Source organism: Dokdonia genika (genome assembly GCF_042652845.1).
GTDB classification, from domain to species: domain Bacteria; phylum Bacteroidota; class Bacteroidia; order Flavobacteriales; family Flavobacteriaceae; genus Dokdonia; species Dokdonia donghaensis.
This window is the reverse complement of the sequence record NZ_JBHSHB010000016.1, coordinates 53832-79507: the sequence shown is the minus strand read 5'-3', so window position 1 is coordinate 79507 and position 25676 is coordinate 53832. Positions and strand designations below refer to the sequence as shown.

Genomic DNA, 25676 nt, shown 5'->3' with positions numbered 1-25676 from the left:
GTTTAACCCTAATGAATTTTATCTTATCATCTCTTTAACGACGGCCAGTAGAGCCTCCCTGTATCTTTGTATCATAATTAATTGTTTAATAAAAAAGAAGAAAGATTATGACAAAGAGAGTAGCAATATTAGCAACAGACGGATTTGAAGAGAGTGAATTAAAATCACCACTTGAGGCGATGAAAAATGAAGGCTTCACCGTAGATATAATAAGTGAGAAAACAGGAACCATAAAAGGATGGGCAGACGGTAACTGGTCTGGTGAGTATAATGTAACAGACACAGTAGATAACGTAAGTGCAAAAGATTATAATGCACTAATGCTACCTGGAGGAGTTATTAACCCAGATAAATTAAGACGTAATGATGACGCGCTTATATTTATTAGAGACTTTTTTAAGCAAAGCAAACCAGTAGCAGCAATATGCCACGCACCGCAATTACTCATAGAGGCAGATGTAGTAAACGGGAGAACAATGACATCGTTTAACAGTATTAAGACCGACCTTAAAAATGCGGGAGCATTGTGGGTAGATAAAGAAGTAGTAGTAGATGAGGCGCTCGTAACAAGTCGTAATCCTGGAGATCTAGAAGCTTTTAATGCTAAACTCATAGAAGAAGTAAAAGAAGGAAAGCACGAATTACAACACGCGTAATTCAGGTTTGATTTGATTGATGACTGAAATAGCCACCACATTTTGTGGTGGCTATTTTTATTTATATAAGTAACTTAGACAACCTAAAGACGTTTTATGATTACAGCTGTACCTAGGGCTTCCCTCACATTTCTTAAAGATCTTAAAAAGAATAATACACGTGAGTGGATGGCAGAACACAAATCTAGATATCAAGATAGTGAGAAGATTTTAAAAGACCTCTATGCTACTATTAAAACGGGACTTAATGAAACCGATGACATTGAGAAGCTCAAAGTCTTTCGTATCAATCGTGATATACGTTTCAGTAAAGATAAAACCCCTTATAACGTACATAGGTCTGCGAGTTATAGTAGGGCGGGAGCTCACAGACGTGGCGGCTATTACTTACGTATAGAGCCTGGCAATAAATCTGTAATTGCAGGTGGTTTTTTCAACCCAGAAAAGGAAGATCTCAAGCGAATACGTACAGAGTTTCATCTTGATGCTAGTGAGATAAGAGATATACTTAATGATTCCGCTTTCGCGAAAGCGTTTCCTAATGGATTTGAAACAAGTAATGCTGTAAAAACTGCTCCACGAGATTTTGAAAAAGCCGACCCAAATATAGATTTAATAAAACTCAAGAATTTCTTTGTACGTAAAGAATTTACAGATCAAGAAGTGATGGCTAGTGACTTTAGCGATCGTGTACTTAAGCATTTTAGATTATTAAGGCCCTTTTTTAATTATATGAGTGACGTTCTCACAACAGATCTCAATGGCGAGTCCATATTGTAAATTACTTCTTTTTCCTTTTATTCCTCACACGTTTTCTGTTTACAAAATACACTACTATAAGTAGTATGGGTAACGCAATAAAGATAATGAGCTCTAGAGGTGATGAGGGATCTATAGGGCTATTGTTTTGCGGCTTTGGTATGTCTGTAGGTATTTGCATTAACTTGCTTTGATAAGTATGTCTGAGGGGTTGTTAAATAATTGTATCTGGCTTACAAGACGTTCTCTTATGAGGTTTGCCATTCTTTTATTAAGTGCAGAGGAGTTTTGTATATAAATAAGATACTCCTCTACAGTAAACTGTCCTATTATCATTCCCTTAAGACTATTGCGAAATTTCATATCCTTATTAACAGCATTTTCTACATAATCAAGTCGCTTCTCAAGAGATAGATTATAAAACACATTTTTCCTTTTTGAAATATAGTTTCTAAACATTTCTATAAGCAGTGGATTTTGCAATTTTACCACCGGGCGGAGTGTAATGTTTTGAAAACGCTCCTCATCGCTCATTTGGTCGTTGACACGAGCTTTTGGAATTTCTGGACGTATTCTCTTAATATCATTTGGTCTATCATTCATAACTCCTTGTGTTTTCTTTAAAGTTAGGTAATCATTGTGCGCTTTCACGAAAGCGTACTCAATACTTCTCAACACCTTATTAACGAGCAAAGCCCCCGAAAAATCGGAGGCTTTGCAATTAACACTTAAAGTAATCTATAATCGATTAGTTAAGTTTAAAAGTTACTCTTCTTACTAACTGACGAGCAGGAGCAGAGTTTTTATCTACAGAAGCATCTTCACCGTTACCTGTTGCAGTAAGACGGCTAGCAGAGATTCCTGCAGCTACCATAATATCTTTTACTTTTTGAGCTCTTCTCTCAGAAAGACGTTGGTTAGTTGCTGGGTTTCCAATCTCGTCTGCATAACCTACAAGTTGAGCAGATGCACCAGCATTTTCAGTCATATACTTAATAAGGTAGTTAATAGACTCAAGGCTGTAAGTTTCAGGCTTAGTGCTATTGAACTGGAAGTATACGTTTACGTATCCATCTTCGATTAATTTTTTGATTACGTCATCTCCTGAAGCGATAGCTGTAGTAGAAGAAGGGATATCACCTTTCTTAGCGTAACGGTTATCTAGCGTAGACTCTAACTCGTCTGGCACTCCGTTTTTGTTTTGGTCTACAGCCACACCTTTAGTATTTACTGCTACACCAGAAATAGTGTTAGGCTCACGATCTAGGTAATCTGCAACACCATCTTGATCTGTATCGATAAGATCTGTTTCAACTTTTGCTAGACGGTTCTGTAAGTCTGCGATTTGCTCCTCAGCAACGTTTTTGCTTGAGTACCAGTCTGCGTGCTTCTCTGCTTTACCTAGGTATATATTTATACCTGCAGTTGCGTTTACATAAAAACCATCAAAACCACTAACTTGTCCTTGATCTTGTAATCCATCGAAAGTTAAATTCTGACGAACATTTCCTACTACAGTTAAATCTGCTACAAAAGCAACTCTGTTTGTTATTTTTATCTGAGGTGTAATACCTGCCATAAAGCTAATCATATTGTCACCATCACCAAAATTTCTCACAGCTGCTGGGGTATCTGTTGTAAGTTGAGAATATCCCATACCACCGTGAACTAGAAGATTGAAACGATCTGTAAGATCTCTAAAACCCAAAATGTTACCAGCATTAACAACACCCTCTAAAGAAAAGTTGTATAAAGCAGTATCGAATTCAGTGCTGTTGTCGTCGTTTTGAAAACTATTGTAAGCAACTCCTCCCTTAAGACCAAACTTTTCATTAAACATATATCTAACACCTCCGGTAACAGTATATAGAGATGGAGTATTAGAGTAAGCTCCGGTTGATAGAGGTCTTACAGCTTTATTTACTCCGCCAGTAAGATCCACAGACCATTTGTTGAAGTCATTTGAAGCGGTATCGTTGCTCTCTTGTGCATTTGTTGCTATTTGCATTCCTACTAATGCGATTATAGCAAGTGTAATCTTTTTCATAAATGTTATTGTTAGTTCAAATTCAGCCGCAAAATTAATCTTTAATGCTGCCTAAACAAGAATATTCGTACTTATTAACTAAGATTTACCATATTCTTAACACGCTGAATTTTAGTTATAATCCATTCAAAAATTGAACTTTTTAATTGAATATTTTGTATAAATATTCCCATTTTATAAAGAATAGTTAAAATATTAAGCTTCTACACGTTAATTTTTATTAATGTGACTAGTGGTTTGATATGATAAAAATACTTTTAGGCAAAAAATAATATGAAAAAAGAAACAACAACAGCATACCCTATTAACACACTCATAGAGAACAGATGGAGTCCAAGAGTTTTTGGAAAAGAAGCCATCTCAGAAGAGCAGCTTAGGGTTTTATTTGAAGCAGGGAGATGGGCTCCTAGTTCAAATAATCACCAGCCGTGGGTTATCATATGGGGTATTAAAGGGACAGAGGCATATGATCGTATCTACTCGTGCCTAGATGAATTTAACCAGTCGTGGGCAAATAATGCGCAGGCACTTATGCTAGGCGGTTATAAAAAGACTACTCCAGATGGAAGAGATAATTTTCACGCGCTACACGATTTAGGTCTTTTTATGGGTAATGTGTCTGTACAAGCACAACAATTAGGAATAGCGCTACATCAAATGGCCGGTGTAAATTATAAGAAAGCAATGACAGAGTTTGCTATGCCAGATAACTATCATATTGCCACGGCAACGGCTATAGGCTATTATGGAGGTGACTTAGATAAACTATCTGATGACCTTCAAGAAGAAGAGACAAAATTAAGATCAAGAAAATCTCAACATTCTTTTACTTTTAATGGAGATTTCAATGAGCAAATCTTTGAAAAATAGTTGTAAGCTATTTTAATAAAAAGGAGCCACTTTAATAAAGTGGCTCCTTTTTTATGAGATGAATTTTAAATTTTATACTTGTTGTTCATCATCAGTGTTAGGTGCTATTTCTGGCTCATCACCTACAGGGTGCTTTCCTAACCCAGCCGAATCTACATCAATAAACTGTAAAACGTCTGATGGGGTTTCAACCTGCATAGCTTTTTTACCTTTAATAAGGATAGGTTTTTGTATAGCATTGCTGTTATTTTGTATAAAATGAATCCAGTCGTCATCGCTTAGTGTAGCATCTTTTGCAAAATCATCTACATCTGGATGATCCTTAGAAACAAGTTCATCTATACTAGCGCCTAGCATATCTGCTACCTCGCTCCATTGAGTACCTGTAAGTCCAGCTTCTGATATATTAATCAGATTTACTTTACTCTCGCTACTCTTGGTATAGCCTATTACTTGTCTTCCTATACTAGACTCTTGTGAGTAAATCACAATGAGTTCATTATTATCTATTGCTAGTGTCATATCGGTTGGCATTCTTTTAGGTTTTAGTGGTGAGCTTGCATTTTTTCTTTTTTCTTTCTTAACTGAACTTCTACTTCATTTATCGCTTCCTTTAGTGAAGGGTAAAAGTCGTCAGAGCTATGCTCGGCAAATAATCTTGGACCAGGCATACTTATGCGTACTCCAGAAATTTTTCCCGTCTCGTCACTTGAGGTATTTTCAAGTTTAAAAAACACATCTGCTCTGTGTATAAATTGATATTTATCTGCAAGTTTTTCTAATTGCGCTTTCGCGAAAGCTTCTAACTCAGCACTTGCAGTTACGTCGTGATATTCAAATATTATTTCCATAGTTATCTATTTTTAATTTAATTAGTATTCTTATTAAAACTAAGCGGGAATTCCTTTACACCGCCATAGAGTTTAATTTCTTGTATATCTGCTGGCATATAATATCCATCATCTTCTAGTGCTTCTTTTACTTTACGTACCACATTACCCTTTGTGATCATTGCTTGTTTTCTAAAGTCTTTAGTGTCTACCCAAAAGAAAACTTTAAGATTTACGGTGCTTGTTGCAAGTTCATCTTCTATTACAAAGTTTTCGTGTATCTCGTCATTAATAACATTAGGCTCATCTTCAAGAGCTCTAAGTACGGTTTCTTTTGCACCTTCTATATTATCTTCATAAGCAATACCTATCACAAAGTCCCATCTGTAAAAACCATCTTCTGTGTAGTTTGTAACGGGCTCTGTGAGTACATCACTATTAGGTATATAAACATCTTTGCCGTCAAAGGTTTTGAGCTTTGTATATCTTAAATCAAGAGTTTTTACTTTCCCAAAATTTGACCCTACCATAACAGTATCATCTACATCAAAAGGTCTATTAAACGCAAGAATAATACCTGCTATAAAGTTTTCGCCTATATCCTTAAATGCAAACCCTAGTACTACAGCACTTGCACCGGCAGCGGTGAGTATTCCCGTAGCTACACCAGCAAGTCCCGCTGCGCGTAATGCCAGCATTATAGTAATTATAATTACCAAGTACTTAATAGCGGTGCCCAAAAATTTGCTCATTAAAGGATCGTCTGTTTTAGCTGAAATTCTCTTTCTTGCAAAACGGCCTATCCATCCAGCTATTAAAACTCCTAGCACAATGATTAGTACACCCATTGTGATTTGCGGTAGCTGTTCTATAAAGCTCTCTGTCGCATTATTAAATGCTTCAGAAATTGTAGTTGTAGTAGATTGTTGTATTATGCTCATAATAATGGTTGGTAGTTTTAAAAGTACGTTTAAAGTTTGCAAACTTTCTTAAAACAAAACCAATTCACATTTTGTTAAGACCTTTTACCTATGTTGCGTTAAAATGCTCTTAACCATACACACAATCCTTTATAGGCGGTGTAACTTTATAAAAAAATAGACTATGAATATTACTTCAACAAACCCATATAATAACGAAGAAGTTGCAACAATAAAAGCTTTTAATCTTCAAGAAATTGAAGAAACGCTTGCCCTAGCACAGCACACTTATTTAGAATGGCGTACCACGAGCTTTACAGAACGTGCAGAGCATTTACACAATGTTGCCTTAGAGCTAGAAAAAAATAAGGAGGAGTATGCAAAAACTATGACACTTGAGATGGGAAAGCCCATAACACAAGCCATCGCTGAGGTAGAAAAATGTGTTTGGGTATGTAGATATTATGCAGATAATGCTCCAGATCACCTCGCACCAAAAACAATAGAAACAGACGCTACAAAAAGTTATGTACGTTATGAACCTATAGGTGTTGTACTAGCCGTAATGCCTTGGAACTATCCTTTCTGGCAGGTTTTTAGATTTATAGCGCCTGCGCTTATGGCGGGTAACATAGGAGTACTTAAGCACGCAAGTAATGTAATGCAAAGCGCCCAGAATATCCAGAGAGTTTTTGAACGAGCAGGTTTACCTAAAGGTGTTTTTCAAAATATGCCCGTGGGTAGTGACCGTATAGAAAATATCGTGCGTGACGCTCGTATAAAGGCAATCACTCTTACTGGGAGTAAACCGGCTGGTGCTGCCGTGGCTAGTACAGCAGCTAGTGAGATTAAGAAATCTGTACTTGAGTTAGGAGGCAGTAATGCATTAGTGGTTTTTGATGATTGTGATTTTGAGCAAACAGTGACCACTTGTGTTCAGGCACGTTTTCAAAACACGGGGCAGAGCTGTATTGCTGGTAAAAGACTCTTGATACACGATAAGGTATATGATAAATTTATGTACGCTTTCGCGAAAGCGGTAACACAACTAAAGTCTGGTGACCCTCTTGATAAAGATACCTACATAGGAGTAATGGCACGTGAAGACCTCGCTATAGAACTTGAAGAGCAACTCAAAGCAACGGTAGATGCTGGTGCCAAAGTGCTAGTAGGAGGTCATAGACAGAAAGCCTATTTTGAGCCTACGATTGTTACCGGAGTAACGCCAGCGATGAGTATTTTTAAAGAAGAAACCTTTGGGCCTGTGATAGGGGTGACCCGCTTTACAGATGATCAGGAAGCTGTAGATCTTGTAAACCAGTCAGATTTTGGGTTAGGAGTATCAATTTTTACTCAAGATACGGTGCGCATAGAAAAGCTTATACCACTTTTTGACGATGGTGCTGTATTTGTAAATGATATGGTTAAGAGTAATCCTAACTTACCTTTTGGCGGGACTAAGATTTCAGGTTATGGTAGGGAGCTATCGCTAGATGGTATACAAGAGTTTGTAAATAAAAAAACGGTTTATATAAAATAGGTATCCGCTTTCGCGAAAGCGTAAAAATAAAAATCCCGATATGCAGTTGCACATCGGGATTTATTATGAGTGATTATCGTTTACTCTTTGCTATCTAAAAAGGCTTCTTTAGTATCAAAGGTAATAGGCTTCATTTCTAGCTTTTCTAAGTATTTTTCAAACTTCACTAGGCGTTTTGATTTAATCTTTTTAAAGTCTGCTTTTGCAGTATTAAAGCGTTCTAGTAGTAAGTTTATATTCTCCTTTTGAGCAGCACTAGGCGCTTCATAGTTTGAAGCAACATCACTGTACAGTGTGCTTAGTTTTTCTCTAAGTTGTGGTGGGGCAGTACCTACGTAGTTGTCACCTGTGGTAACTACTAGTGTGTTTTTAAGCTCATTGAGGTCATCTATGAGTGGTTGTGCAACCTTTGTTGCTTTTGCATTTGCCTCTATGGCATCTTGAGCACTGTTTACCATCAAGTTAATTTGATACACCATATATGCTAGATCTTCTTGAACATCAAAAAGTTGTTTTGAAGTTTTATATTGCTCCTTTCTTTCTGGTGCTGTAATAAATGATTTTGGGTCATTCTTTACTTCAAAGGTTGTTTCATAAGTGTCCTTACCTTTTTTAAGAACTGCTTTATACATTCCTGCCTGTACTCTTACTGGAGTAAACCCTCCAAAGGCAAATGTCTTTGCCGCGGCAAGCTTAGGTGACTTGCTTGCATAGTTCCAAGAGACAATGTTTATTCCTTTTGATTTACCTGGCGCAAGCGTTGTTATCTCATTGCCCTCCATATCTTGTATGGCAAGCGTCATTTTACCAAAGGTGTGTCTCTTCTTTAGATAGTATTTGATTTTGAGAGCATTTCCAGGGTTAGGGCCCACGAACTCAAGCTCTGTGCTTCCGCCGCCAAAACCGCCTTCTTCTACCATTGTACCTGGCTTAGTATCAAAAAAGTGTACATTCTTGTCTAGTATTTCTGGCTTGATATCTCTTAAGATACTTATGTCATCTATGATAATAACACCACGCCCGTGAGTACCAGCAACAAGGTCATTAGTCTGTTTTTGTAAATCAAGAAAGTGAACAGCGGTCGCTGGAAAGTTATTTGTAAATTTTGACCAATTAAGACCTCCATCTACGGTTATATACAGACCATTTTCTGCTCCCAAAAAGAGTAGATTTTCATTTTCATAATCTTCTTGAATGTTGCGAGCAAACATTGTAATATCATCTGTTGTGATACTTTTCCAGCTTTTACCATAATCTGTAGTTTTATATACATAAGGTTTCATATCACCTCTTGCGTGTCCTTCAAAAACAGCGTATGCAGTTCCGGCACCGTGCACAGATGCTTCTATGTGGTATACCCAAGTATTTGCTGGTAGGCCTGGTACATTTGCAACTACATTAGTCCAGTTTGCGCCACCGTCGCGTGTTATTTGCACATTACCATCATCTGTACCTACCCAAATAACTTTTTCATTTATAGGTGATTCTGCAATAGTAAATATCGTGGTGTGTGTTTCTGCTCCCGAGTTATCTGCAGAGAGTCCTCCAGAGTTTTTTTCTTGTTTTTTTGGGTCATTTGTAGTAAGATCTGGAGAGATTACCTTCCAGGTGTCACCCATATCTTCACTCACGTGTAAAAACTGGCTCCCCATATAAAAGCGATCTGGCTGGTGCGTACTTGTTGCCATAGGAGGGTTCCAGTTAAAGCGTAGATCTGCGCTACCCTTTGCAGGTAGTGGTTTTACATTTTTTGTGTAGTTACGCTTCATATCATAACGCCACACATTATCTGCACCTTGCATCTCAGAATATAGTATGTCCTTAGTAGGGTGGGGTAGTACTCTAAAACCATCACCTACACCTACACGTGTCCAGTCTCTAGCTTCTATCCCACCTGGAGAAGAAGATGGACCGTACCAAGAACCATTATCTTGTAAACCACCGTAAATATTATAAGGCTCTGCATTATCTACAGAGATGTGATAAAATTGAGATAAAGGAAGGTTAGATACTATTTCCATTGTTGTACCACCATTCCAAGAGCGATATACGCCACCATCTGTACCCACGTGCATCATATCAGAATTGTTTATGTCAAAAACAATATCGTGTATGTCTGAGTGCATATTGCCCAGAGGTTTAAAGGTATTACCACCATCACGAGATATTGAACCACTAAGTCCACCTTTTACTACTACATCAGGATTTTTTGGATCTACTACTATTCTTGAAAAGTAAAACGGGCGCACAGTAAGTGAGAAGTCTCCATTAGTACGTTTCCAGTTTGCTCCGCCATCTTCAGATCTGTATAATCCTTTATCTTTTTCTTGTTCTGACTCGATTACCGCATAGACAATGCTAGGCTCACTAGGTGATACTGCAACGCCTATACGTCCCAATTTACCTTCTGGAAAACCATTGTGTATTTTTTTCCAGGTCTTACCACCATCTGTAGATTTATGCAGGCCAGAGTTAACACCGCCAGAGTTAAAATCCCAAGCCGTACGTCTAAACTCCCACATAGAAGCATAGAGTGTGTTTGAGTTGCTAGGATCCATAATAAGATCTGCAACACCTGTAGTATTATTTATGTAAAGAACTTTTTCCCAAGTCTTACCGCCATCTGTTGTTTTATAAACACCACGATCATCACTATCGCTCCATAAAGCACCCAGCACCCCTACATACACTGTATTACTATCATTAGGATCTATCTCAATACCAGAGATGCGCTCACTGTTATCAAAACCTGGTATTTTTTGCCAGTTGCTACCTCCATCTTTTGTGCGGTATAGGCCATCTCCTACAGAGACTGAGTTACGAGTCCATATTTCTCCTGTACCTACCCATACCGTTTGATCTGGATCTGTAGGGTCTATAGCCACTTGACCTATAGACTGTATGTGATCATCAAAAATAGGAGCGTAGCTAGCACCTCCATCTTGAGATTTCCATACACCACCACCTGCGGTACCGGTGTAAATGATTTGTGCATTAGTAGGGTGAACTTCCATATCTATAATACGACCAGACATAAGAGCGGGTCCTATCTGTCTAGCGGTAATATCGCCAAAGAGTTCTTTGCCCTTGAGGGCAATTTCTTGTGCCTGGGTAGGTATGCTTAGTGCAGCAATACACAGACCTAGGAGGATGTGTTTAGTTTTCATATGGGTTGGTTTGGATTGATATTTTCTCAAAATATGCGCTAAAAAAATCCCCAAGATTTCTTGGGGATTATGTCATATGTGTTTTTTATTTTCCTTCTGGAAAAGCAAACATCTCATCAGATACTTCGGGATTAATTTCAACAGATTTAATTACAATTTCTTGTCCTCCAGGTTGTCCTTTTGCACCAGCTACAATAGAGAAAGGAAAATATATTCCGCCAGCTTCTTGATAGTCACTTAACTTAGTCTGTCCTGTCATTCCTTTACCTGGACCTGTAAGTAGATCTTGCTCTATTACAATAGGTACAAAGTTGTCCATATCAAAATAATAGTATGCTACGGTAGGTACTTCTGCACCATCTACCATTGTAGGTTCTTTTGTGAGTTTAATTTTATAAGTTTCCGTCCCTTCAATAGTCTCGTTACCTAAAAGTTCTACAGTATACCCTTTATCTGCATAGTTTAAAAATGGATCACCAAAGTCATTCATCTCTAGCTTTGCATTTGCAGTAGTCTCTGCATCACTCTTTTCGGCAGCCATTGTCATTTGGTTTGTATTCCACATAGTCTCACCGTCAAAAACACCTTGGTAAAACTTCATTCCTTGAAATTCTGCAACAGAAAGTTGTTTTCCTTCTTTAGTCTGAATCATTGTCATAGGTAGTTCCATACCTTGAACTTTTATCGCGCCTTCAAATTTTAGAGCTTCCAGAGAATTCCAGGCATCCATCCCGCCTGTGTTTTCAAAATAGTTTGCAATGATTTCTTCGGCTGTTTGTGCCTGTGCCATTGTGGTAAAACTTACGATAACGGCAACTAGTAATAATTTGATAGTTTTCATATGATGTTGTGTTAATGATTCTTGTTTGCACATAAGACTATTAAGAGCGCATAATGTTACAAGTTATTCAATAAAATATCATCTTTTGTGTACTTACATTATCTTTAAACCCGTAGTTCTTTAGATATGATAAATTTTTAGTCACAGTAAAGAACATATTATAAAAATTTAAGAGTATGAAATTTGGCGCCGTAGAGCAACCAGAGTTAATTGATTTTACCTTACCTCCAGATCACCCTGCAACTAGAGGTGTGATTGAGGACGCTTTCGCGAAAGCGCAAAACAAAAATCTAGAAGTCTATGTAGGTTGTGCAAAATGGAATAAAGCAGAGCTCAAAGGTTTTTACCCCAGAGGAACTAAAGACGAACTTTCGTATTATGCAAAGCAGTTTAATAGTATAGAGCTTAACGCTACATTTTACAGGCTGTTCCCAAAAGAGCAGTTTGAGAAGTGGTATAATAAAGCGCCAGAGGGGTTTAAATTCTTCCCAAAAATCACAAATATGATAAGTCACCGTAAGCGACTTATAGATGCTCAAGATTTTATCCCAGAGTATGTAGATCACGTGGCGATGCTCAAAGAAAAGCTGGGTACCGTGTTCTTACAGATGCACAATAACTTTCAACCCAAAGATTTTGACCGTGTAGATAATTTTGTAAACCACTGGCCAGAAGCGCTTCCCATCGCGTTAGAGTTTAGGCATACAGACTGGTTTAATAACCCAGACACTGCAGAGCGATTATATACCCTTCTAGAAGAGCATAATATGGCAAATGTTCTGGTAGACACTGCTGGAAGGCGAGACATTATGCATATGAGGTTAACAAATGGAGAGGCCTTTATACGTTATGTAGGAGCAAACCATCCTAGTGATTATGCACGACTAGATGCTTGGGTAGAGCGACTTACGTACTGGGTGAGTCTTGGCCTACGTAAAATTCATTTTTTTATACACCAAAACATCGAGCAAGAGTCCACCTTACTATCTGCCTATTTTATAGAGCGACTCAACCCTGCGTTAGGAATTAATCTACGCGTACCACAAAGTGCAAGTAGTACGACAAATACCCTTTTTTGATGAGTGTAGTATATATAGTTATGGGCGTTTCTGGCTGCGGTAAAACCACTATAGGTAAAAAGCTTGCGGCAGCTCTAGACCTACCATTTTATGATGCCGACGATTTTCACCCTCAAGTAAATATTGATAAAATGGCTTCTGGGAAGCCTTTACAAGATAGTGATAGGTGGCCGTGGCTAGATGTGCTAGCGATTAAAATAAATATGTGGTCACAGGCAGAAGGTGCAGTTCTAGCGTGCTCTGCTCTCAAGGAGGTGTATAGGGAGCGATTGTATAGTGATAACGCTTTCGCGAAAGCAAAACAAAACTTTGTCTATCTTGATGCGAGTTTTGAGACTATAAGCAAGCGACTTGTATCAAGGCAAAATCACTTTTTTAATCCCTCGTTATTACAATCACAATATGACACACTTGAAGTTCCGTCATACGGTATAAAAGTATCTGTTGCCCAAAGTACAGATCAAATACTTACAGACATTTTAAAAGAAATAGAAGCATAATTTATGGATTACCAACTATTCTTTGCTGTTATAATAGGCATCTCAATATTGCTATTTCTTATTTTAAAATTAAAAATGCAAGCCTTTCTTGCATTGCTTATCACGTGTATTGCCGTAGGAGTTATTGCTGGAATGCAACCATCCTCTATACTAGATTCTGTAAAGAATGGAATGGGCGGGACTCTTGGTTTTGTTGCCACTGTGGTAGGTCTAGGAGCTTTGTTTGGAGCCATACTAGAACGTTCTGGTGGTGCTCAAAGGCTCGCAGCATCTTTGTTAAGTAGGTTCGGAATAGAAAAGTCTCCTTGGGCAGTAATGCTTACAGGTTTCTTTGTAGCGATACCCGTATTTTTTGATGTGGCATTTATTATACTTATCCCCATCATCTATGCATTACAAAAGAAAACAGGGAAGTCATTACTGTTGTATGCTATACCCTTACTTGCAGGACTTGCCATCACACATACATTTATACCACCTACACCAGGTCCCATAGCCGTTGCCGAAATTTTAGGAGCAGATTTAGGTTATGTCATCATCTTTGGTTTTATAGCAGGTATACCTTCTGCAATAATTGCTGGGCCTATGCTTGCAAAGTATTTATCAAAAAGAATGCATATCGAGACACCAGAAGATATGGTTTCTGAGATGAAAGTCCCAGATAACGCTCCTAGTGCTGGAACCATATTACTCATCATAGCAATCCCTATATTTTTAATTGTATGTAACACGGTGCTTAATAGTCCGTTATTTGCAGAAGGGGAGTTGCCAGCGTGGCTTATCTATGGTGCAGATCTTCTGGGGCACCCATTTGTGGCGCTTATTATTGCAAATCTAGTTGCTTGGTACTTTTTAGGGATAAAGAAAGGATTTACTAAAAGTGAATTATTAGATATATCTACAAAATCACTGTACCCAGCAGGAGTTATTATATTACTTACAGGTGCCGGCGGGGCTTTTAAACAAATATTAATAGATACTGGAGCCGGTAAAATGATAGCAGAAAGTTTGAGCAGTGATATCTTTCCTCCTGTAATTTTTGGGTTTATAGTCGCAGCTATTGTCCGTGTTTTACAAGGGAGTGCCACCGTTGCAATGATTACCGCTGCCGGTATAACCGCACCACTGTTAGGTCTCTCTGAGACTAGTGCACCTCAACTAGCTGTGCTTGTCATAGCCATAGCTTCTGGTGCGAGTATCTTTTCTCACGTAAATGATAGCGGCTTCTGGCTTGTAAAACAGTACCTTGGCCTTACAGAAAAAGAAACCTTTAAGTCGTGGACGGTAATGACCTCACTTATTGCTATTGTTGGGCTTGTGGTGTCTACAGTGCTTTGGTTTATAGTATAATACCTTACTTATGATTAGAATGATAATAATTTTGTTTTGTTTAATTTTCAATTCTTGTGGAAACACGCAATTACTGAGTGTTGACGTGAATAAAGTCGGGAATAATAGGCCAATTTCAGTAATTGGTAATGTTGACAAATCACAGTCGTACATTATGGCTAAAAATTACGGAGCCAAGGGGGATGCGTTACAACTTTCAGATTTTTCTTTAAAAGGTGATATCTTATCTTCACCTACAGCAAGTTTTACAAGTTTAGATATAGGTAAATCTGTAAGTATCGCATTTGCAGGAAAAAATGCGGAACATTTAGTAAGTACGATAATTTCGGTAATTGATAATAATAAGGTTAAAATTGCGGATAAGGCGTCCAAAGATGTGGTAAATGTTTTAGGTAGTTATGGTACAGATAACATTAAGTATCTACAAAAGGCTATAGATGCGGCTATTAACCTCGATAAAACTCTATATGTAGATGAAGGAATTTATCTAGTAGGTGATCGTAATAGCATCACTGGAAATACTTCTCTACGAATTAATATGAACAAAAACAACCAGAGCTTTAGACTAGTAGGTGCTGGTAAGAATAAAACCATTTTTAGAGAAATAGATGGTAAAACACAACGTCTAGGTAGATATACTAAGATATTTTACCACTACTTAAATAATTCTAACAATATTAATGAAATAGAATTATCAAACTTTTCTATCGACAAAAATGGTAGATCACTGACTAAAAGTCCTGCTACATTATACACTTGGGAGCAGGCACACGGATGGTCTTGGGCGGCTAGTAAAAATGTGTCAAGTAAAATTAATGCAATAATTTTGAGAGACTTAGAAATTATAGACAAAATAGGCGCAGGTATTAATTTTTCATCATCAAATGTCTTAGTAAATGATGTTGTAATTCAGAATATTACAGAACGAAATTTTAACGGCTCCATAAAAGGAGCTATTAATTATGGACAGAGAGGAGACTTAGAGATAAGTTGTTTTAGCCCTAGTATTACAATGAAAGAGTTAGATTTACGGTATATCCAAATAGAGCCCGTTAGGTCTATGTCTGCGATTAAGGGAAGAGAACGGCACGTGACTATTAAGAACAGTATTATTCAAACTTTAGATTACACAGAAAGTGATAATGGCAATCCATTATATAGTTCGCTTACGGTTGATAGTTTGGTTTCATCAAATTTTTTAGTGAGATCTATTCGGTTCTCTGTAACTAATAGTACGTTATCTGTTAAAAATCTAATTAATTCAGTAGATGGAAGTTTTAGGAATTGTAGATTTTTATTGCCTTACGATCTAGAAACAAATAAAATTAAACCAATCAATAACTCTTATTTGAAAACTTTAGGTAATATAAAGAATAACATTAGTTATGATAATTGTTCTTTTATTATAGATGATTCTAATCCTTCTATAAAACCAATAGGTAATGCTCTTACTGCAAGTAGCAAGGTGACTAGATTAGATAATAATACTATTACTATCCAAAACTGCACTTTTGACGAACGTTTAGAGAGTACAGTAAATGCTTATGGAAATGGAAGCTGGAGCTTTATAAATAATAAGCTATCCGGTAGAGATAAAATAATAATTGGTGGCAGTTACGGCGTTTACACAAGTCAAATGACGTTAGACAATAATACGATTACAAATAATAGTCAGGGAGAAATATTTGTAAATAATAACAATGATTTATGGACAATAGATCTTAGCCAAGAGAATGAAGAAATTACTCAAAGGCTAAAATTAAAAAAGCCTAGATCTTTTAAAAAGAATCAAATAATAAAGTAATTATACATTAAAGAACAAAAGACTAGGTTTATTCCCAGCCTTTTGTTTTTAATAGATGTCACGCTTTCGCGAAAGCGTTCTTAAACTATATACCTGTATAATTTTGAGGTGTAATAGCTTTAAGCTCATTCTTGATATCTAAACTTACATCAAGAGTATCTACAAATTCTGCCATAGACTGTTCTGTAATTTTACTGTTTACACGAGTAAGCTCTTTAAGTGCCTCATAAGGATTAGGGTAGCCCTCACGTCTTAAAATGGTCTGTATTGCCTCTGCAACTACTGCCCAGTTGTTTTCAAGATCTGCAGCGATTTTTGCTTCGTTTATAAGGAGTTTATTTAAACCTTTTACCGTTGACTGTAAACCTATAAGTGTGTGTCCTAATGGTACACCTATATTACGTAAAACCGTACTATCAGTAAGATCACGTTGTAATCTAGAGATAGGTAACTTAGCAGAAAGGTGTTCAAAGATTGCATTTGCAATACCTAAGTTACCCTCACTGTTTTCAAAATCAATAGGGTTTACTTTGTGTGGCATTGCACTAGATCCTACCTCACCGGCTTTAATTTTTTGCTTAAAGTAATCCATAGAGACATATGTCCAGAAGTCACGGTCAAGATCTATTAGAATGGTGTTAATACGCTTTAATCCATCAAAGAGTGCCGCCATATGGTCGTAGTGCTCAATTTGAGTAGTAGGAAATGAGTGTTGCATCTTAAGTGTATCGTGCACAAAAGATTGTCCAAATGCTTTCCAGTCTATATGTGGGTATGCCACTTTGTGTGCATTAAAGTTACCTGTAGCTCCACCAAATTTTGCTGCGCTCGGGATATCATTAAGCAAGTTAAGTTGCTCTTCTATACGTACTACAAAGACTTGTATTTCTTTCCCTAAGCGAGTAGGAGAGGCTGGTTGCCCGTGTGTGCGTGCTAGTAATGGTACATTCTCCCACTCATCTACGAGCTGGCGTAAGTGATCTACAACTTCCAGTAGTTGTGGGATATAAGATTGATTCATCGCATCCTTAAGTGATAAAGGAATTGCAGTGTTATTTATATCTTGAGAAGTAAGTCCAAAGTGTATAAACTCTTTAAACTCTGACAGCTCAAGAGCGTCAAATTTTTCTTTTATAAAGTACTCAACCGCTTTGACATCGTGGTTTGTTATCTTCTCTATATCCTTTATAGCCTGCGCATCTTCTATTGTAAAGTTCTGGTAGATATCACGTAAGTCTGTAAAGATGTTTTTATTTACACCGGTAAGTTGCGGTAGTGGTAACTCACAAAGAGCTATAAAATACTCTATCTCTACTTTTACTCTATATTTTATTAAAGCAGCTTCAGAAAAGAAGGGAACTAAGGCTTCAGTTTTTGAAGCATATCTACCATCTATAGGTGAGATGGCTTGAAGTGGTGACAACGACATTTGTTGTGGGTTTAGTTAAGGGACAAATATAAAAATTAGACTCCGTCTGAACGAATTATGAGAGATAAATCACAGTATTATAATATACCTCTTGCTTTAATCTCTAGATATTTATTAATTATATTTACAGTGAGATCATCTGGTTTTGTTAATATGGTTTGTATTCCATATTGTTCTAGACGTGCTACCATTACTTTTTTATCATAATCTGCTTTTTGAGCAATGGTCTTATGATAGACATCAGGTAAGGAGGTTGCGGGTTTTGTAATAAGTTGATCTAACTCTGTATTCTGAAAGAAAATAACGACGAGAATATGCTTTCGCGAAAGCGCTTTTAAATAAGGTAACTGTCGCTCTAGCGCAGTAATATGTTCAAAATTTGTGTACAGTAATAATAGACTACGCTGTGTGATTTTACGTTTTACTTGATTATATAAACCACCATAGTCACTATCTAAAAACTTAGTGTTTATATTATAAAGCACCTCTAGTATGGTTTGTAGATGGGTTTTCTTACTACTAGCAGGCAGGTGATTTTTTACCTCTTCAGCAAAGGTGAGCATACCTACTTTATCCTTCTTTTTAAGCGCAATGTTAGAAAATGCAAGGGTACTGTTTATGGCATAATCTAGTAGGGTAAGTCCTTTAAAAGGCATTTTCATTACCCGGCTGGCGTCTATTAATGCATAAACGGGTTGTGACTTTTCATCTTGAAACTGATTGACCATAAGGCTACCTCTCTTTGCCGTCGCCTTCCAGTTTATAGTACGAGCGTCATCACCAAGTACGTAATCTTTAATCTGCTCAAACTCCATAGTGTGACCTATACGGCGTATTTTTTTCATACCGTGTAAGGTGAGTCTATTGTCTAGTGCGAGAAAGGCATATTTCTTCATCTGGATAAAAGAGGGATATACCTTTACCATCTGGTCTTTCTCAAAACGGTAACGTCTTCTTACTAATTTTAGTTTTGTGCTAGCGTATAAATTAAGATGTCCAAAAACATACTCTCCACGCTCCGTAGGTCGTAATGTATAGCTAAATGAACTAGACTCCCTGGCTGGTATCTCAATATGCTTACTAAAGTCTCGCTTTTGAAACTGCACTGGGATCTCATCTATAATATCAAGAGATACGGAAAATGGATATTTATTTTCTAGTGTGACCTTAAGTTCATTAACGTCACTATTAGAAAACTTTTCTGGAAGCGCACGTGTTGCTTTAATTTTTCCGCTTCCGCGAAAGAGGACTAGGGTATCTATAAATACCACAAGCAAAAACACCAATAATAAAATGTTTGTAATTCCAAAAAGGCCGTGAAACCAGAAGGAGAGAAGGTATAGCAAAGCTAGTACTGCCAGCCCATAAAATAGACGCTGGTGTAAAAATAATTCCTTTATGAATCTAATAATGGCCAATACTATCGAGGTATTTCAACAGATTGTACAATCATATCTATCACTTGCTCTGTAGTCATTCCCTCCATCTCACGCTCAGGAGCCATAATAAGACGATGTCTCATTACTGGTACTACAGCACGTTTTACATCTTCTGGAATAACAAAGTCTCGTCCAGCGATTGCAGCAAATGCTTTTGACGCATTCATAATAGCTAGTGATGCTCTAGGAGAACCACCTAAGTATAAGTGAGGGTGTGTACGTGATTTTACAACAATCTCTGCCACATAGTTAAGAATCTTCTCTTCTATAATCACCTCTTGTGCTTGTTTTCTAAACGCAGCAAGTCTTGCAGGATCAAGTACAGATGCAATAGCAGCTTGTGGTGCACCTCCCTTACGGTCGTGATGACTTTGTAAGATGGCAACCTCTTGCTCAAGTGTAGGGTAGTCTACTTTTATTTTAAATAAGAAACGATCTAGTTGTGCTTCTGGAAGCGCATACGTCCCTTCTTGCTCAACAGGGTTTTGTGTTGCTAGTACCATAAATGGTGGGTCCATCTTATACTTTGTACCATCTATAGTAACCTGGCGCTCTTCCATCACCTCAAAGAGGGCTGCTTGCGTTTTTGCAGGAGCACGATTAATCTCGTCTATAAGTACAATATTTGAAAATATAGGCCCTTGCTTAAACTCAAACTCACTAGTTTTCATATTAAGTATAGAGGTACCTAGTACATCACTAGGCATAAGATCTGGTGTAAATTGTATACGTCCAAAGGCGGTATCAAGTGTTCTGGCAAATAGCTTTGCTGTTACCGTTTTTGCAATACCAGGAACACCTTCTATGAGTACGTGACCATCACTAAGCAATGCCACAATAAGAAGCTCTATAAACTCGTGCTGGCCTATAATAATTTTACCTAGCTCTGCTCGTATTGCCTCTACAGCAGTGCGTAATTCTTCTAGGGGTATACGATTCTTAAAAGCCATACCTTCACCTTGTGGTACGTTTTCTTGTGGAAGTCCATCTGTAGTGTGCTCAGAATCTTGTGGTGTGATATCGTCCATTAGTTTTGTTTTTTAAATGCTTCAATGCGTTTATTGAGTTCTAAAAGTTCCTCTTGAGTAAGTGCTTGTCTAGAACGTAAGGATACTATGTAATTAATGAGTAATCTCGTTTCTTCAAGAGTATTATCACTCTTTAGCGCCAGTTTTTTTATAAACTCATCGTTTATAAAATTTGTATCTAGATTATAGGTGCTTCGTACAAATTCTAGAAAGTGATTAATTTGATGAAGGGCTATGCTCTTATGGTCCTTTTTATCAAAGTACATACCAGCAATAGTTTTTGTAAAAGTAAGCGTCTGGTTAGGTAATGGTGTAACAATAGGTATTGCACGTTGCTTGCGCCTTCCTTCAAAGATTACCCAGAGTACCGTACCGATAAGTAGGATGTAGTATGCCCATTTTAAATATCTATTTCTTAAGAAAATATACAACGGACTCGAGTAAACGGTCTTACCATTTTTATGGTGATTATCCCATAAAAGATCTTTCTCTTGATCTATGTATGAAAGAACGTTCTGAGTGTATTTATAATTGTTTTCTCTTAAAACAAAGTAATTTGTAAATACTTCTGGCATTAAGTGTATGAGAATCTCACCATCGCCAAAGGACTGCTTGACAAAATTTACTCGAGGCTCCTCCATATGCAGCGTGTCTTTATCTACCATAAGGCTAAACTCTCCTAAGGCTACTGTAGTAAGTGTATCTACTTGGTCAAAGTAACCTGCTGTAGTTTCTTTATCTAGGTAAAATGGGCGCTCGCGATGTAGTGCAGGGTTAACTAAGTTTACAAGAGGCTTACGTTGTAGATTATCCAGATCATAAAATAAATCTGTGCTTAAATTAAGTGTATCGAGTATAGTCTCGCCTATACCTCTTGAACCTATAAATAGCGTATTACCTTTACTTACCCACGAGAGTAGTTTTTTTGACTCGGCTTCGTCAAAGAGTATGTATTGATTTATAAATAAATAGGTACCAGAGACCGTCGTACTATCATCAAGAAACTCATAAGGTGGTTGTCTCACCTCCTTAAAATTATCTTGGGTACGACTGTTTGAGAGCAGGTCGTGCAGTACGTACGTACCGTAAGGTATTTTATCTGTTTTAGAATAACTCTGAAACCAGTTTACTTCATCTTTCTCCCCAGACTCCATATAAATCACCAGAGCAAGAGCAAGGAGCAGCACACCGGCTAAAACCTTATATTTATTACTCATAACTGATTTTTTATAGATTTAAAATGGGTTTCCGCTTTCGCGAAAGCGGTCTTATCTACCTCAAAATTACCGTACCAGATATAATCGTAAATATCTGTGACTTTTCTAAAATCACCCTGAAGCTGCGTGTTTTGAATCTCAAAGATATAGTCGTGGTTAGTCTTTTGAACTTGCCAGTCTATAAGGTCTTTTGTACTCAATTGCTGAAGGATAAATAAGTAATAAAACCGTACAGCGAGTCTGTAATTACCATCTTTTATGGCTTGGTCTATAAGCTCATTTAGGTCTTGGCGCTGTATGAGTTCTTCATCATCTGAGATTAAGGCTTCGGGAGCTTTTATATTTTCCATTAATAGAGAACCACTATCTATCTTCATAAATATATAGACAAATAAGGCTAGAAGCCCTGCCATAAGTAGGTAGGGAAGTATCTCTACCACAAACCTCCATACTCCAGATGCTTCATCACCACCAGTAAGCCATCTTATAAAGCTGCTATAAATATCATTGAGTTTTTGTTTAAAGCGAGTCCACCAGGTATCTTCTGGAATGGCTTCTTTGTAATTAAACTCATCGTCGTTTTGATAGTCCCTTAATGTAGCTTCATCTATGGTAAAGGGTGAGACTTTTTCTTCATCATAGATTATGACGCCTCTAGGGTCATTATAAACTTGTTCTGGTCTATTTATTTCTTCTATAGCTATTTCTTCGGCGGTTGTCTCATCTTCATTTTGTTGTACGATGGTTGCTTTCGCGCAAAGCGAAATAAAGAAAAACGTAATAAGAAAGAGCTGTCTATGCATTAGTGCGACCTATACTGTCTATTTGATCTAAGCTTCCAGACTGGTCTTTGCGCTCATTAAGGTTAAAGTAAATGAGGTTTATAGAAATAGCAAGGATTACGTATAAAATATAATTCATTGCTGAAGCGAGTGTTTGTAGGGTTATAGAGACGGTGTCATATAAAGCAGCAGGGTCACTCATAGATCCAGCATCTACAGCTGCAAATGTTTTGATAATGGTATAAATTAATACAGGTATCTGGAAGACAAAACCTATAATGCCTATTAAAAATGCCATTATGATAACGGTGATAAAAGTCATCCACCACTCATCTTTTACAAGTCTCCAGCTTTCTTTTAATGAGGCTACAACGGTAAGCTCTTTATTTACCATTGCAGGAAAAATAACCATAAGCTTTGTATAAATATATAACAGTGGGAAAAACAAAAGTAATAATAAGATAACACCCATTGCATTAGACCCAGAGGCGATTAAAAATCCTCCAATACCTGCAGGAATAAGTGCAACTCCAAGTACGATAAGTAGGTTTACAAAACCTAGAGCAAGAAAGTTTCCGGTTTTCTTTTTTATAGTCTCTACAATAGCATCTGTCTCAGGTGCCTCACCACTTGCGACATATGCTTTTATATATTCAGAAGTACTGCCATATAACATAGAGTTGTAGATAATACCAGCTATAGCAAGACCACAACCGGCTAGTACAAAACCTATTATATCACTCTCAGTACTTAGTGCTGCTATCAAGTTTGCCCCAGAAGACTCGTTTGTATAAAAACCTATTGCTACGATGAGTAGAATAAACGGAATAATACAAGTGCGTACAAGTACTTTAAAAAGGGGTTTTGCATTAGTCCTTAAGAACTTAAATGTGTCACTTATAACATCACCTAGTTCACGTTTTTTTCTAAACTCAACGTATTTCTTTATACTCATTCTTATAATTTTTATAATGTGGGAAGCGCAGCTAGACGAGCTTTCTCTTCTTTATGTTTTTTTATAGGGTAATAGACGTAATAGAATATGATTAAGGCAAGTGAGCAACTTATAATCGTAATTGCTAGCCAGTCTGGCATCTCTGTGTGGCGTGTTACAAACCCTTCAAGAAAACCTGCAATAACAAAAAGGGGTATGGTGCTCACTACAATCTTAAGCCCGTTTTTCATTCCTCTCTTAAAAGATTCTAGGCGTGTATAGGTTTTAGGAAAGAGGATAGAGTTACCTAGTACCATACCTGCACATCCCGCAATTATAATCACAGAAATTTCTATAGTACCGTGAATCCATATAGTACGTACAGACTCCCAGCCTACACCTTGCTCAAAAAAGAAATACTGAAAACTACCTAGCATTACGGCATTACGCATTATTATATACAGCGAACCTACCGTAAAGAATATTCCATAGATAAAAGCAAATAGGGCTACCTTGATATTGTTTATGGTAATACCTAAAAACATATTTATTTCTCCCTGCTTCTTATAAACGCCCATAGGGTCGCCTTTTTCTATATTATCTAGGGTCATATTAACATAACCATCACCCATAATACTTCTTACAAAGGCACCATCACTAGCAGCGCTATAAGCACCTATAATGCTAAATAATAGAAAGACTAAAAATGCAATGAGTAGCTGTCGCTGGTATTGATACATTACAAGCGGAAACTCTTCTGTAAAGAAGGTAATAAAGCGCTTACTTGACTCGCGCTTTGTTTTATAAATAATCTGGTGTGATTGTGAAGCAAGGTGATTGAGATACTCTAAAGTCTTACTATGAGGGTAAAACGTTTGTGCATAACTTAAGTGGTCTGTAACTTCCATATACAGGCTAGATAGCTCATCTGGGTGAATCTGGTCTTTGTTTACCAGAACACTTTCAAATGTTAACCATTTATCCTTATTTTGCTTAACAAAAGCAGCCTCACGCATATACCCTTAATTATACAGGTAAAGAAAAAGAATATATGGATAACTTTCAAATAGAAACCGCTCAAAATGTGAGCATTTATCAGAATGTTGCAAGCATAGGAGATCGTATACTTGCATACATTGTCGATTTGCTCATAATTATTGCTTACTGGGTTGTTTCCATTTTTATCATAGCTCAGTTTGGGTTAGACTCTCAAGCAATGGGTGATATCTGGGCATACTACCTTGTATTAGGGCTACCTATATTTTTATACTACATACTTTTTGAGACCTTCTGGGATGGTAAAACACCGGGTAAGGCTGTGATGAAAATAAGAGTAGTAAAACTAGACGGCTCAAAACCAGGTTTTGGGAGTTACTTTGTAAGATGGCTTATGCGCATTATAGATATAGCTGGCTCTTCTGGAGGGATTGCTGTAGTAAGTATCCTTATGAGTGAGAAAGGGCAAAGACTAGGTGATATGGCAGCAGGTACAACAGTCATTACAGAAAAGAAACGAGCACGTCTATCTGACAGTTTTATTGTAGACATACCAGAAAACTATATACCTACTTATCCTCAGGTTACCGTTTTTAACGATAAGGATGTACAACTTATTAAAACGCTCTTTAAAGATGCTAAGCGCAATGGAAATCACAACGTGATCATAAAACTAGCAGACAGACTTAAAGAAAAAATGGATGTCACTCCAGAAGAGACTAATGTAGCCTTTGTAGAGCGTGTGCTTGCAGACTATAATTATTACACACAGCAGTAAATGGAAATTACCACAATTATAGACATACTAGGTACGGTCTCGTTTGCCATATCTGGAGCACTTACAGCTATGCGTAAAAAGCTTGACGTCTTTGGGATATTAATAATAGCGCTTGTTACCTCTGTAGGTGGTGGTACACTGCGAGATATTCTCATAGGCAAGACACCCGTAAGCTGGATGCTTAATATGACCTTTGTTTACGTGATTTTTGGAGCAACACTAGTGGCAATTATTTTTAGAAGTTATTTAAAATACGTGAGGAGGTCTCTCTTCTTGTTTGACACTATAGGTATTGCCTTGTATACCATTGCTGGAGTTCAGATTGCTACTGCAGCAGGTTTACACCCTGTAGTTTGTGTGGTGCTTGGTACAATCTCGGCGTGTTTTGGAGGTGTGCTTAGAGATATACTATGCAATGAGATCCCTATAATATTTCATAAAGAGATATATGCCACCGTATGTATATTAGGAGGAAGCGTATATCTAGCCTCTTCCACAGCTGGCCTGCCGCAATCTATAGCGATGCTCGTTGCAGGTTGTATTATCATTATTGTAAGAACGCTGGCAGTAGTAAAGGAGTGGAGCTTACCTAGTGTATATAAAAAAGATTATTTTAAATAAACAAAAGGTCCCTGCGTGAGCAGAGACCTTAAGAAACCTAATAGACTCTTTAGAAAATAGGTTTAAAATATTATAAAGGCTAATTCAAA

24 protein-coding genes are annotated in these 25676 nt (G+C 37.3%); 10 read left to right on the top strand and 14 right to left on the bottom strand.

All coding sequences use genetic code 11. The annotated features are described in order from the left end of the window. Positions 1-107: 107 nt before the first annotated feature. Complete coding sequence (locus tag ACFO5T_RS10005; protein ID WP_380034048.1) at positions 108-656, top strand: type 1 glutamine amidotransferase domain-containing protein; 549 nt, start codon at positions 108-110, stop codon at positions 654-656. A 96-nt stretch (positions 657-752) separates the two neighbouring features. Next, entirely contained in the window at positions 753-1436 is a 684-nt protein-coding gene (locus tag ACFO5T_RS10000; RefSeq protein WP_380034046.1) for a DUF2461 domain-containing protein, read from the top strand. A gap of 159 nt (positions 1437-1595) precedes the next feature. Here ACFO5T_RS10000 and ACFO5T_RS09995 read toward each other — a convergent pair whose 3' ends face one another. Together ACFO5T_RS09995 and ACFO5T_RS09990 are read right to left on the bottom strand one after the other, a co-directional pair. Then, the gene (locus ACFO5T_RS09995; RefSeq protein ID WP_380034044.1) at positions 1596-2018 is read right to left on the bottom strand and encodes a glyoxalase; all 423 of its coding nucleotides are present in this window, start codon (positions 2016-2018) and stop codon (positions 1596-1598) included. A gap of 145 nt (positions 2019-2163) precedes the next feature. Next, positions 2164-3462, bottom strand: coding sequence for an OmpA family protein (locus ACFO5T_RS09990; protein WP_380034042.1), 1299 nt, complete (start codon positions 3460-3462; stop codon positions 2164-2166). Between the two features lie 273 nt (positions 3463-3735). Between ACFO5T_RS09990 and ACFO5T_RS09985 the strand changes: the two genes are divergently transcribed. Continuing rightward, complete coding sequence (locus ACFO5T_RS09985; protein WP_380034040.1) at positions 3736-4332, top strand: nitroreductase family protein; 597 nt, start codon at positions 3736-3738, stop codon at positions 4330-4332. 72 nt (positions 4333-4404) lie between these two features. Here ACFO5T_RS09985 and ACFO5T_RS09980 read toward each other — a convergent pair whose 3' ends face one another. From ACFO5T_RS09980 to ACFO5T_RS09970, 3 genes are read right to left on the bottom strand one after another with little or no spacing between them, the layout of a single operon-like run. Further along, a complete protein-coding gene (locus ACFO5T_RS09980; RefSeq protein WP_380034038.1) occupies positions 4405-4866 on the bottom strand; it encodes an arsenate reductase family protein in 462 nt (153 codons plus the stop codon). Between the two features lie 11 nt (positions 4867-4877). Then, positions 4878-5183 carry a ribosome hibernation-promoting factor, HPF/YfiA family gene (gene hpf, locus ACFO5T_RS09975; protein ID WP_021778878.1) on the bottom strand — a complete coding sequence of 102 codons (306 nt, stop codon included), beginning with the start codon at positions 5181-5183 and terminating at the stop codon, positions 4878-4880. A gap of 17 nt (positions 5184-5200) precedes the next feature. Beyond that, positions 5201-6103, bottom strand: a complete 903-nt coding sequence (locus ACFO5T_RS09970; RefSeq protein ID WP_380034036.1) for a mechanosensitive ion channel family protein — start codon at positions 6101-6103, stop codon at positions 5201-5203. Positions 6104-6266: 163 nt separating this feature from the next. Between ACFO5T_RS09970 and ACFO5T_RS09965 the strand changes: the two genes are divergently transcribed. Then, positions 6267-7622, top strand: coding sequence for an NAD-dependent succinate-semialdehyde dehydrogenase (locus ACFO5T_RS09965; protein WP_380034034.1), 1356 nt, complete (start codon positions 6267-6269; stop codon positions 7620-7622). A gap of 80 nt (positions 7623-7702) precedes the next feature. On the opposite strand, the gene ACFO5T_RS09960 is transcribed toward ACFO5T_RS09965, so the two are convergent. Both ACFO5T_RS09960 and ACFO5T_RS09955 read right to left on the bottom strand, forming a co-directional pair. Next, positions 7703-10789: a WD40/YVTN/BNR-like repeat-containing protein gene (locus tag ACFO5T_RS09960; RefSeq protein ID WP_380034032.1), complete on the bottom strand. Its 3087-nt coding sequence runs from the start codon at positions 10787-10789 to the stop codon at positions 7703-7705. 85 nt (positions 10790-10874) lie between these two features. Beyond that, positions 10875-11630 carry a hypothetical protein gene (locus ACFO5T_RS09955; protein WP_021778882.1) on the bottom strand — a complete coding sequence of 252 codons (756 nt, stop codon included), beginning with the start codon at positions 11628-11630 and terminating at the stop codon, positions 10875-10877. A gap of 176 nt (positions 11631-11806) precedes the next feature. On the opposite strand from ACFO5T_RS09955, the gene ACFO5T_RS09950 reads away from it, so the two are divergent. The 4 genes from ACFO5T_RS09950 to ACFO5T_RS09935 all read left to right on the top strand — a co-directional run bounded on the left by ACFO5T_RS09950 (position 11807) and on the right by ACFO5T_RS09935 (position 16363). Then, complete coding sequence (locus ACFO5T_RS09950; protein ID WP_380034029.1) at positions 11807-12709, top strand: DUF72 domain-containing protein; 903 nt, start codon at positions 11807-11809, stop codon at positions 12707-12709. Then, the gene (locus tag ACFO5T_RS09945; protein WP_380034027.1) at positions 12709-13209 is read left to right on the top strand and encodes a gluconokinase; all 501 of its coding nucleotides are present in this window, start codon (positions 12709-12711) and stop codon (positions 13207-13209) included. The genes ACFO5T_RS09950 and ACFO5T_RS09945 overlap by 1 nt, the downstream gene beginning before the upstream one ends. A 3-nt stretch (positions 13210-13212) precedes the next feature. Next, the gene (locus ACFO5T_RS09940) at positions 13213-14559 is read left to right on the top strand and encodes a GntP family permease (RefSeq protein ID WP_380034025.1); all 1347 of its coding nucleotides are present in this window, start codon (positions 13213-13215) and stop codon (positions 14557-14559) included. Positions 14560-14713: 154 nt separating this feature from the next. Further along, positions 14714-16363 (top strand): hypothetical protein, encoded by a 1650-nt coding sequence (locus ACFO5T_RS09935; RefSeq protein WP_380034023.1) that lies wholly within the window; start codon positions 14714-14716, stop codon positions 16361-16363. Between the two features lie 85 nt (positions 16364-16448). On the opposite strand, the gene purB is transcribed toward ACFO5T_RS09935, so the two are convergent. The 7 genes from purB to ACFO5T_RS09900 form a co-directional block, all read right to left on the bottom strand. Next, positions 16449-17792, bottom strand: a complete 1344-nt coding sequence (gene purB / locus ACFO5T_RS09930) for an adenylosuccinate lyase (protein ID WP_380034021.1) — start codon at positions 17790-17792, stop codon at positions 16449-16451. A 77-nt stretch (positions 17793-17869) separates the two neighbouring features. Beyond that, positions 17870-19204, bottom strand: a complete 1335-nt coding sequence (locus ACFO5T_RS09925; protein WP_380034298.1) for a DUF58 domain-containing protein — start codon at positions 19202-19204, stop codon at positions 17870-17872. An 8-nt stretch (positions 19205-19212) separates the two neighbouring features. Next, positions 19213-20259, bottom strand: coding sequence for an AAA family ATPase (locus ACFO5T_RS09920; protein ID WP_380034019.1), 1047 nt, complete (start codon positions 20257-20259; stop codon positions 19213-19215). Continuing rightward, entirely contained in the window at positions 20259-21476 is a 1218-nt protein-coding gene (locus ACFO5T_RS09915; RefSeq protein ID WP_380034017.1) for a DUF4350 domain-containing protein, read from the bottom strand. The genes ACFO5T_RS09920 and ACFO5T_RS09915 overlap by 1 nt, the downstream gene beginning before the upstream one ends. Further along, positions 21473-22279, bottom strand: coding sequence for a DUF4129 domain-containing protein (locus tag ACFO5T_RS09910; RefSeq protein WP_380034015.1), 807 nt, complete (start codon positions 22277-22279; stop codon positions 21473-21475). Before ACFO5T_RS09910 ends, ACFO5T_RS09915 begins: the two co-directional genes overlap by 4 nt. After that, positions 22272-23213, bottom strand: a complete 942-nt coding sequence (locus tag ACFO5T_RS09905; RefSeq protein WP_380034013.1) for a hypothetical protein — start codon at positions 23211-23213, stop codon at positions 22272-22274. The genes ACFO5T_RS09910 and ACFO5T_RS09905 overlap by 8 nt, the downstream gene beginning before the upstream one ends. An 11-nt stretch (positions 23214-23224) precedes the next feature. Beyond that, on the bottom strand, positions 23225-24208 hold the full coding sequence (locus ACFO5T_RS09900) for a stage II sporulation protein M (RefSeq protein ID WP_299148885.1): 984 nt from the start codon (positions 24206-24208) through the stop codon (positions 23225-23227). Positions 24209-24243: 35 nt separating this feature from the next. On the opposite strand from ACFO5T_RS09900, the gene ACFO5T_RS09895 reads away from it, so the two are divergent. Next, on the top strand, positions 24244-24966 hold the full coding sequence (locus ACFO5T_RS09895) for an RDD family protein (RefSeq protein ID WP_380034010.1): 723 nt from the start codon (positions 24244-24246) through the stop codon (positions 24964-24966). Next, the gene (locus ACFO5T_RS09890) at positions 24967-25587 is read left to right on the top strand and encodes a trimeric intracellular cation channel family protein (protein WP_380034008.1); all 621 of its coding nucleotides are present in this window, start codon (positions 24967-24969) and stop codon (positions 25585-25587) included. Positions 25588-25676 lie beyond the last annotated feature (89 nt).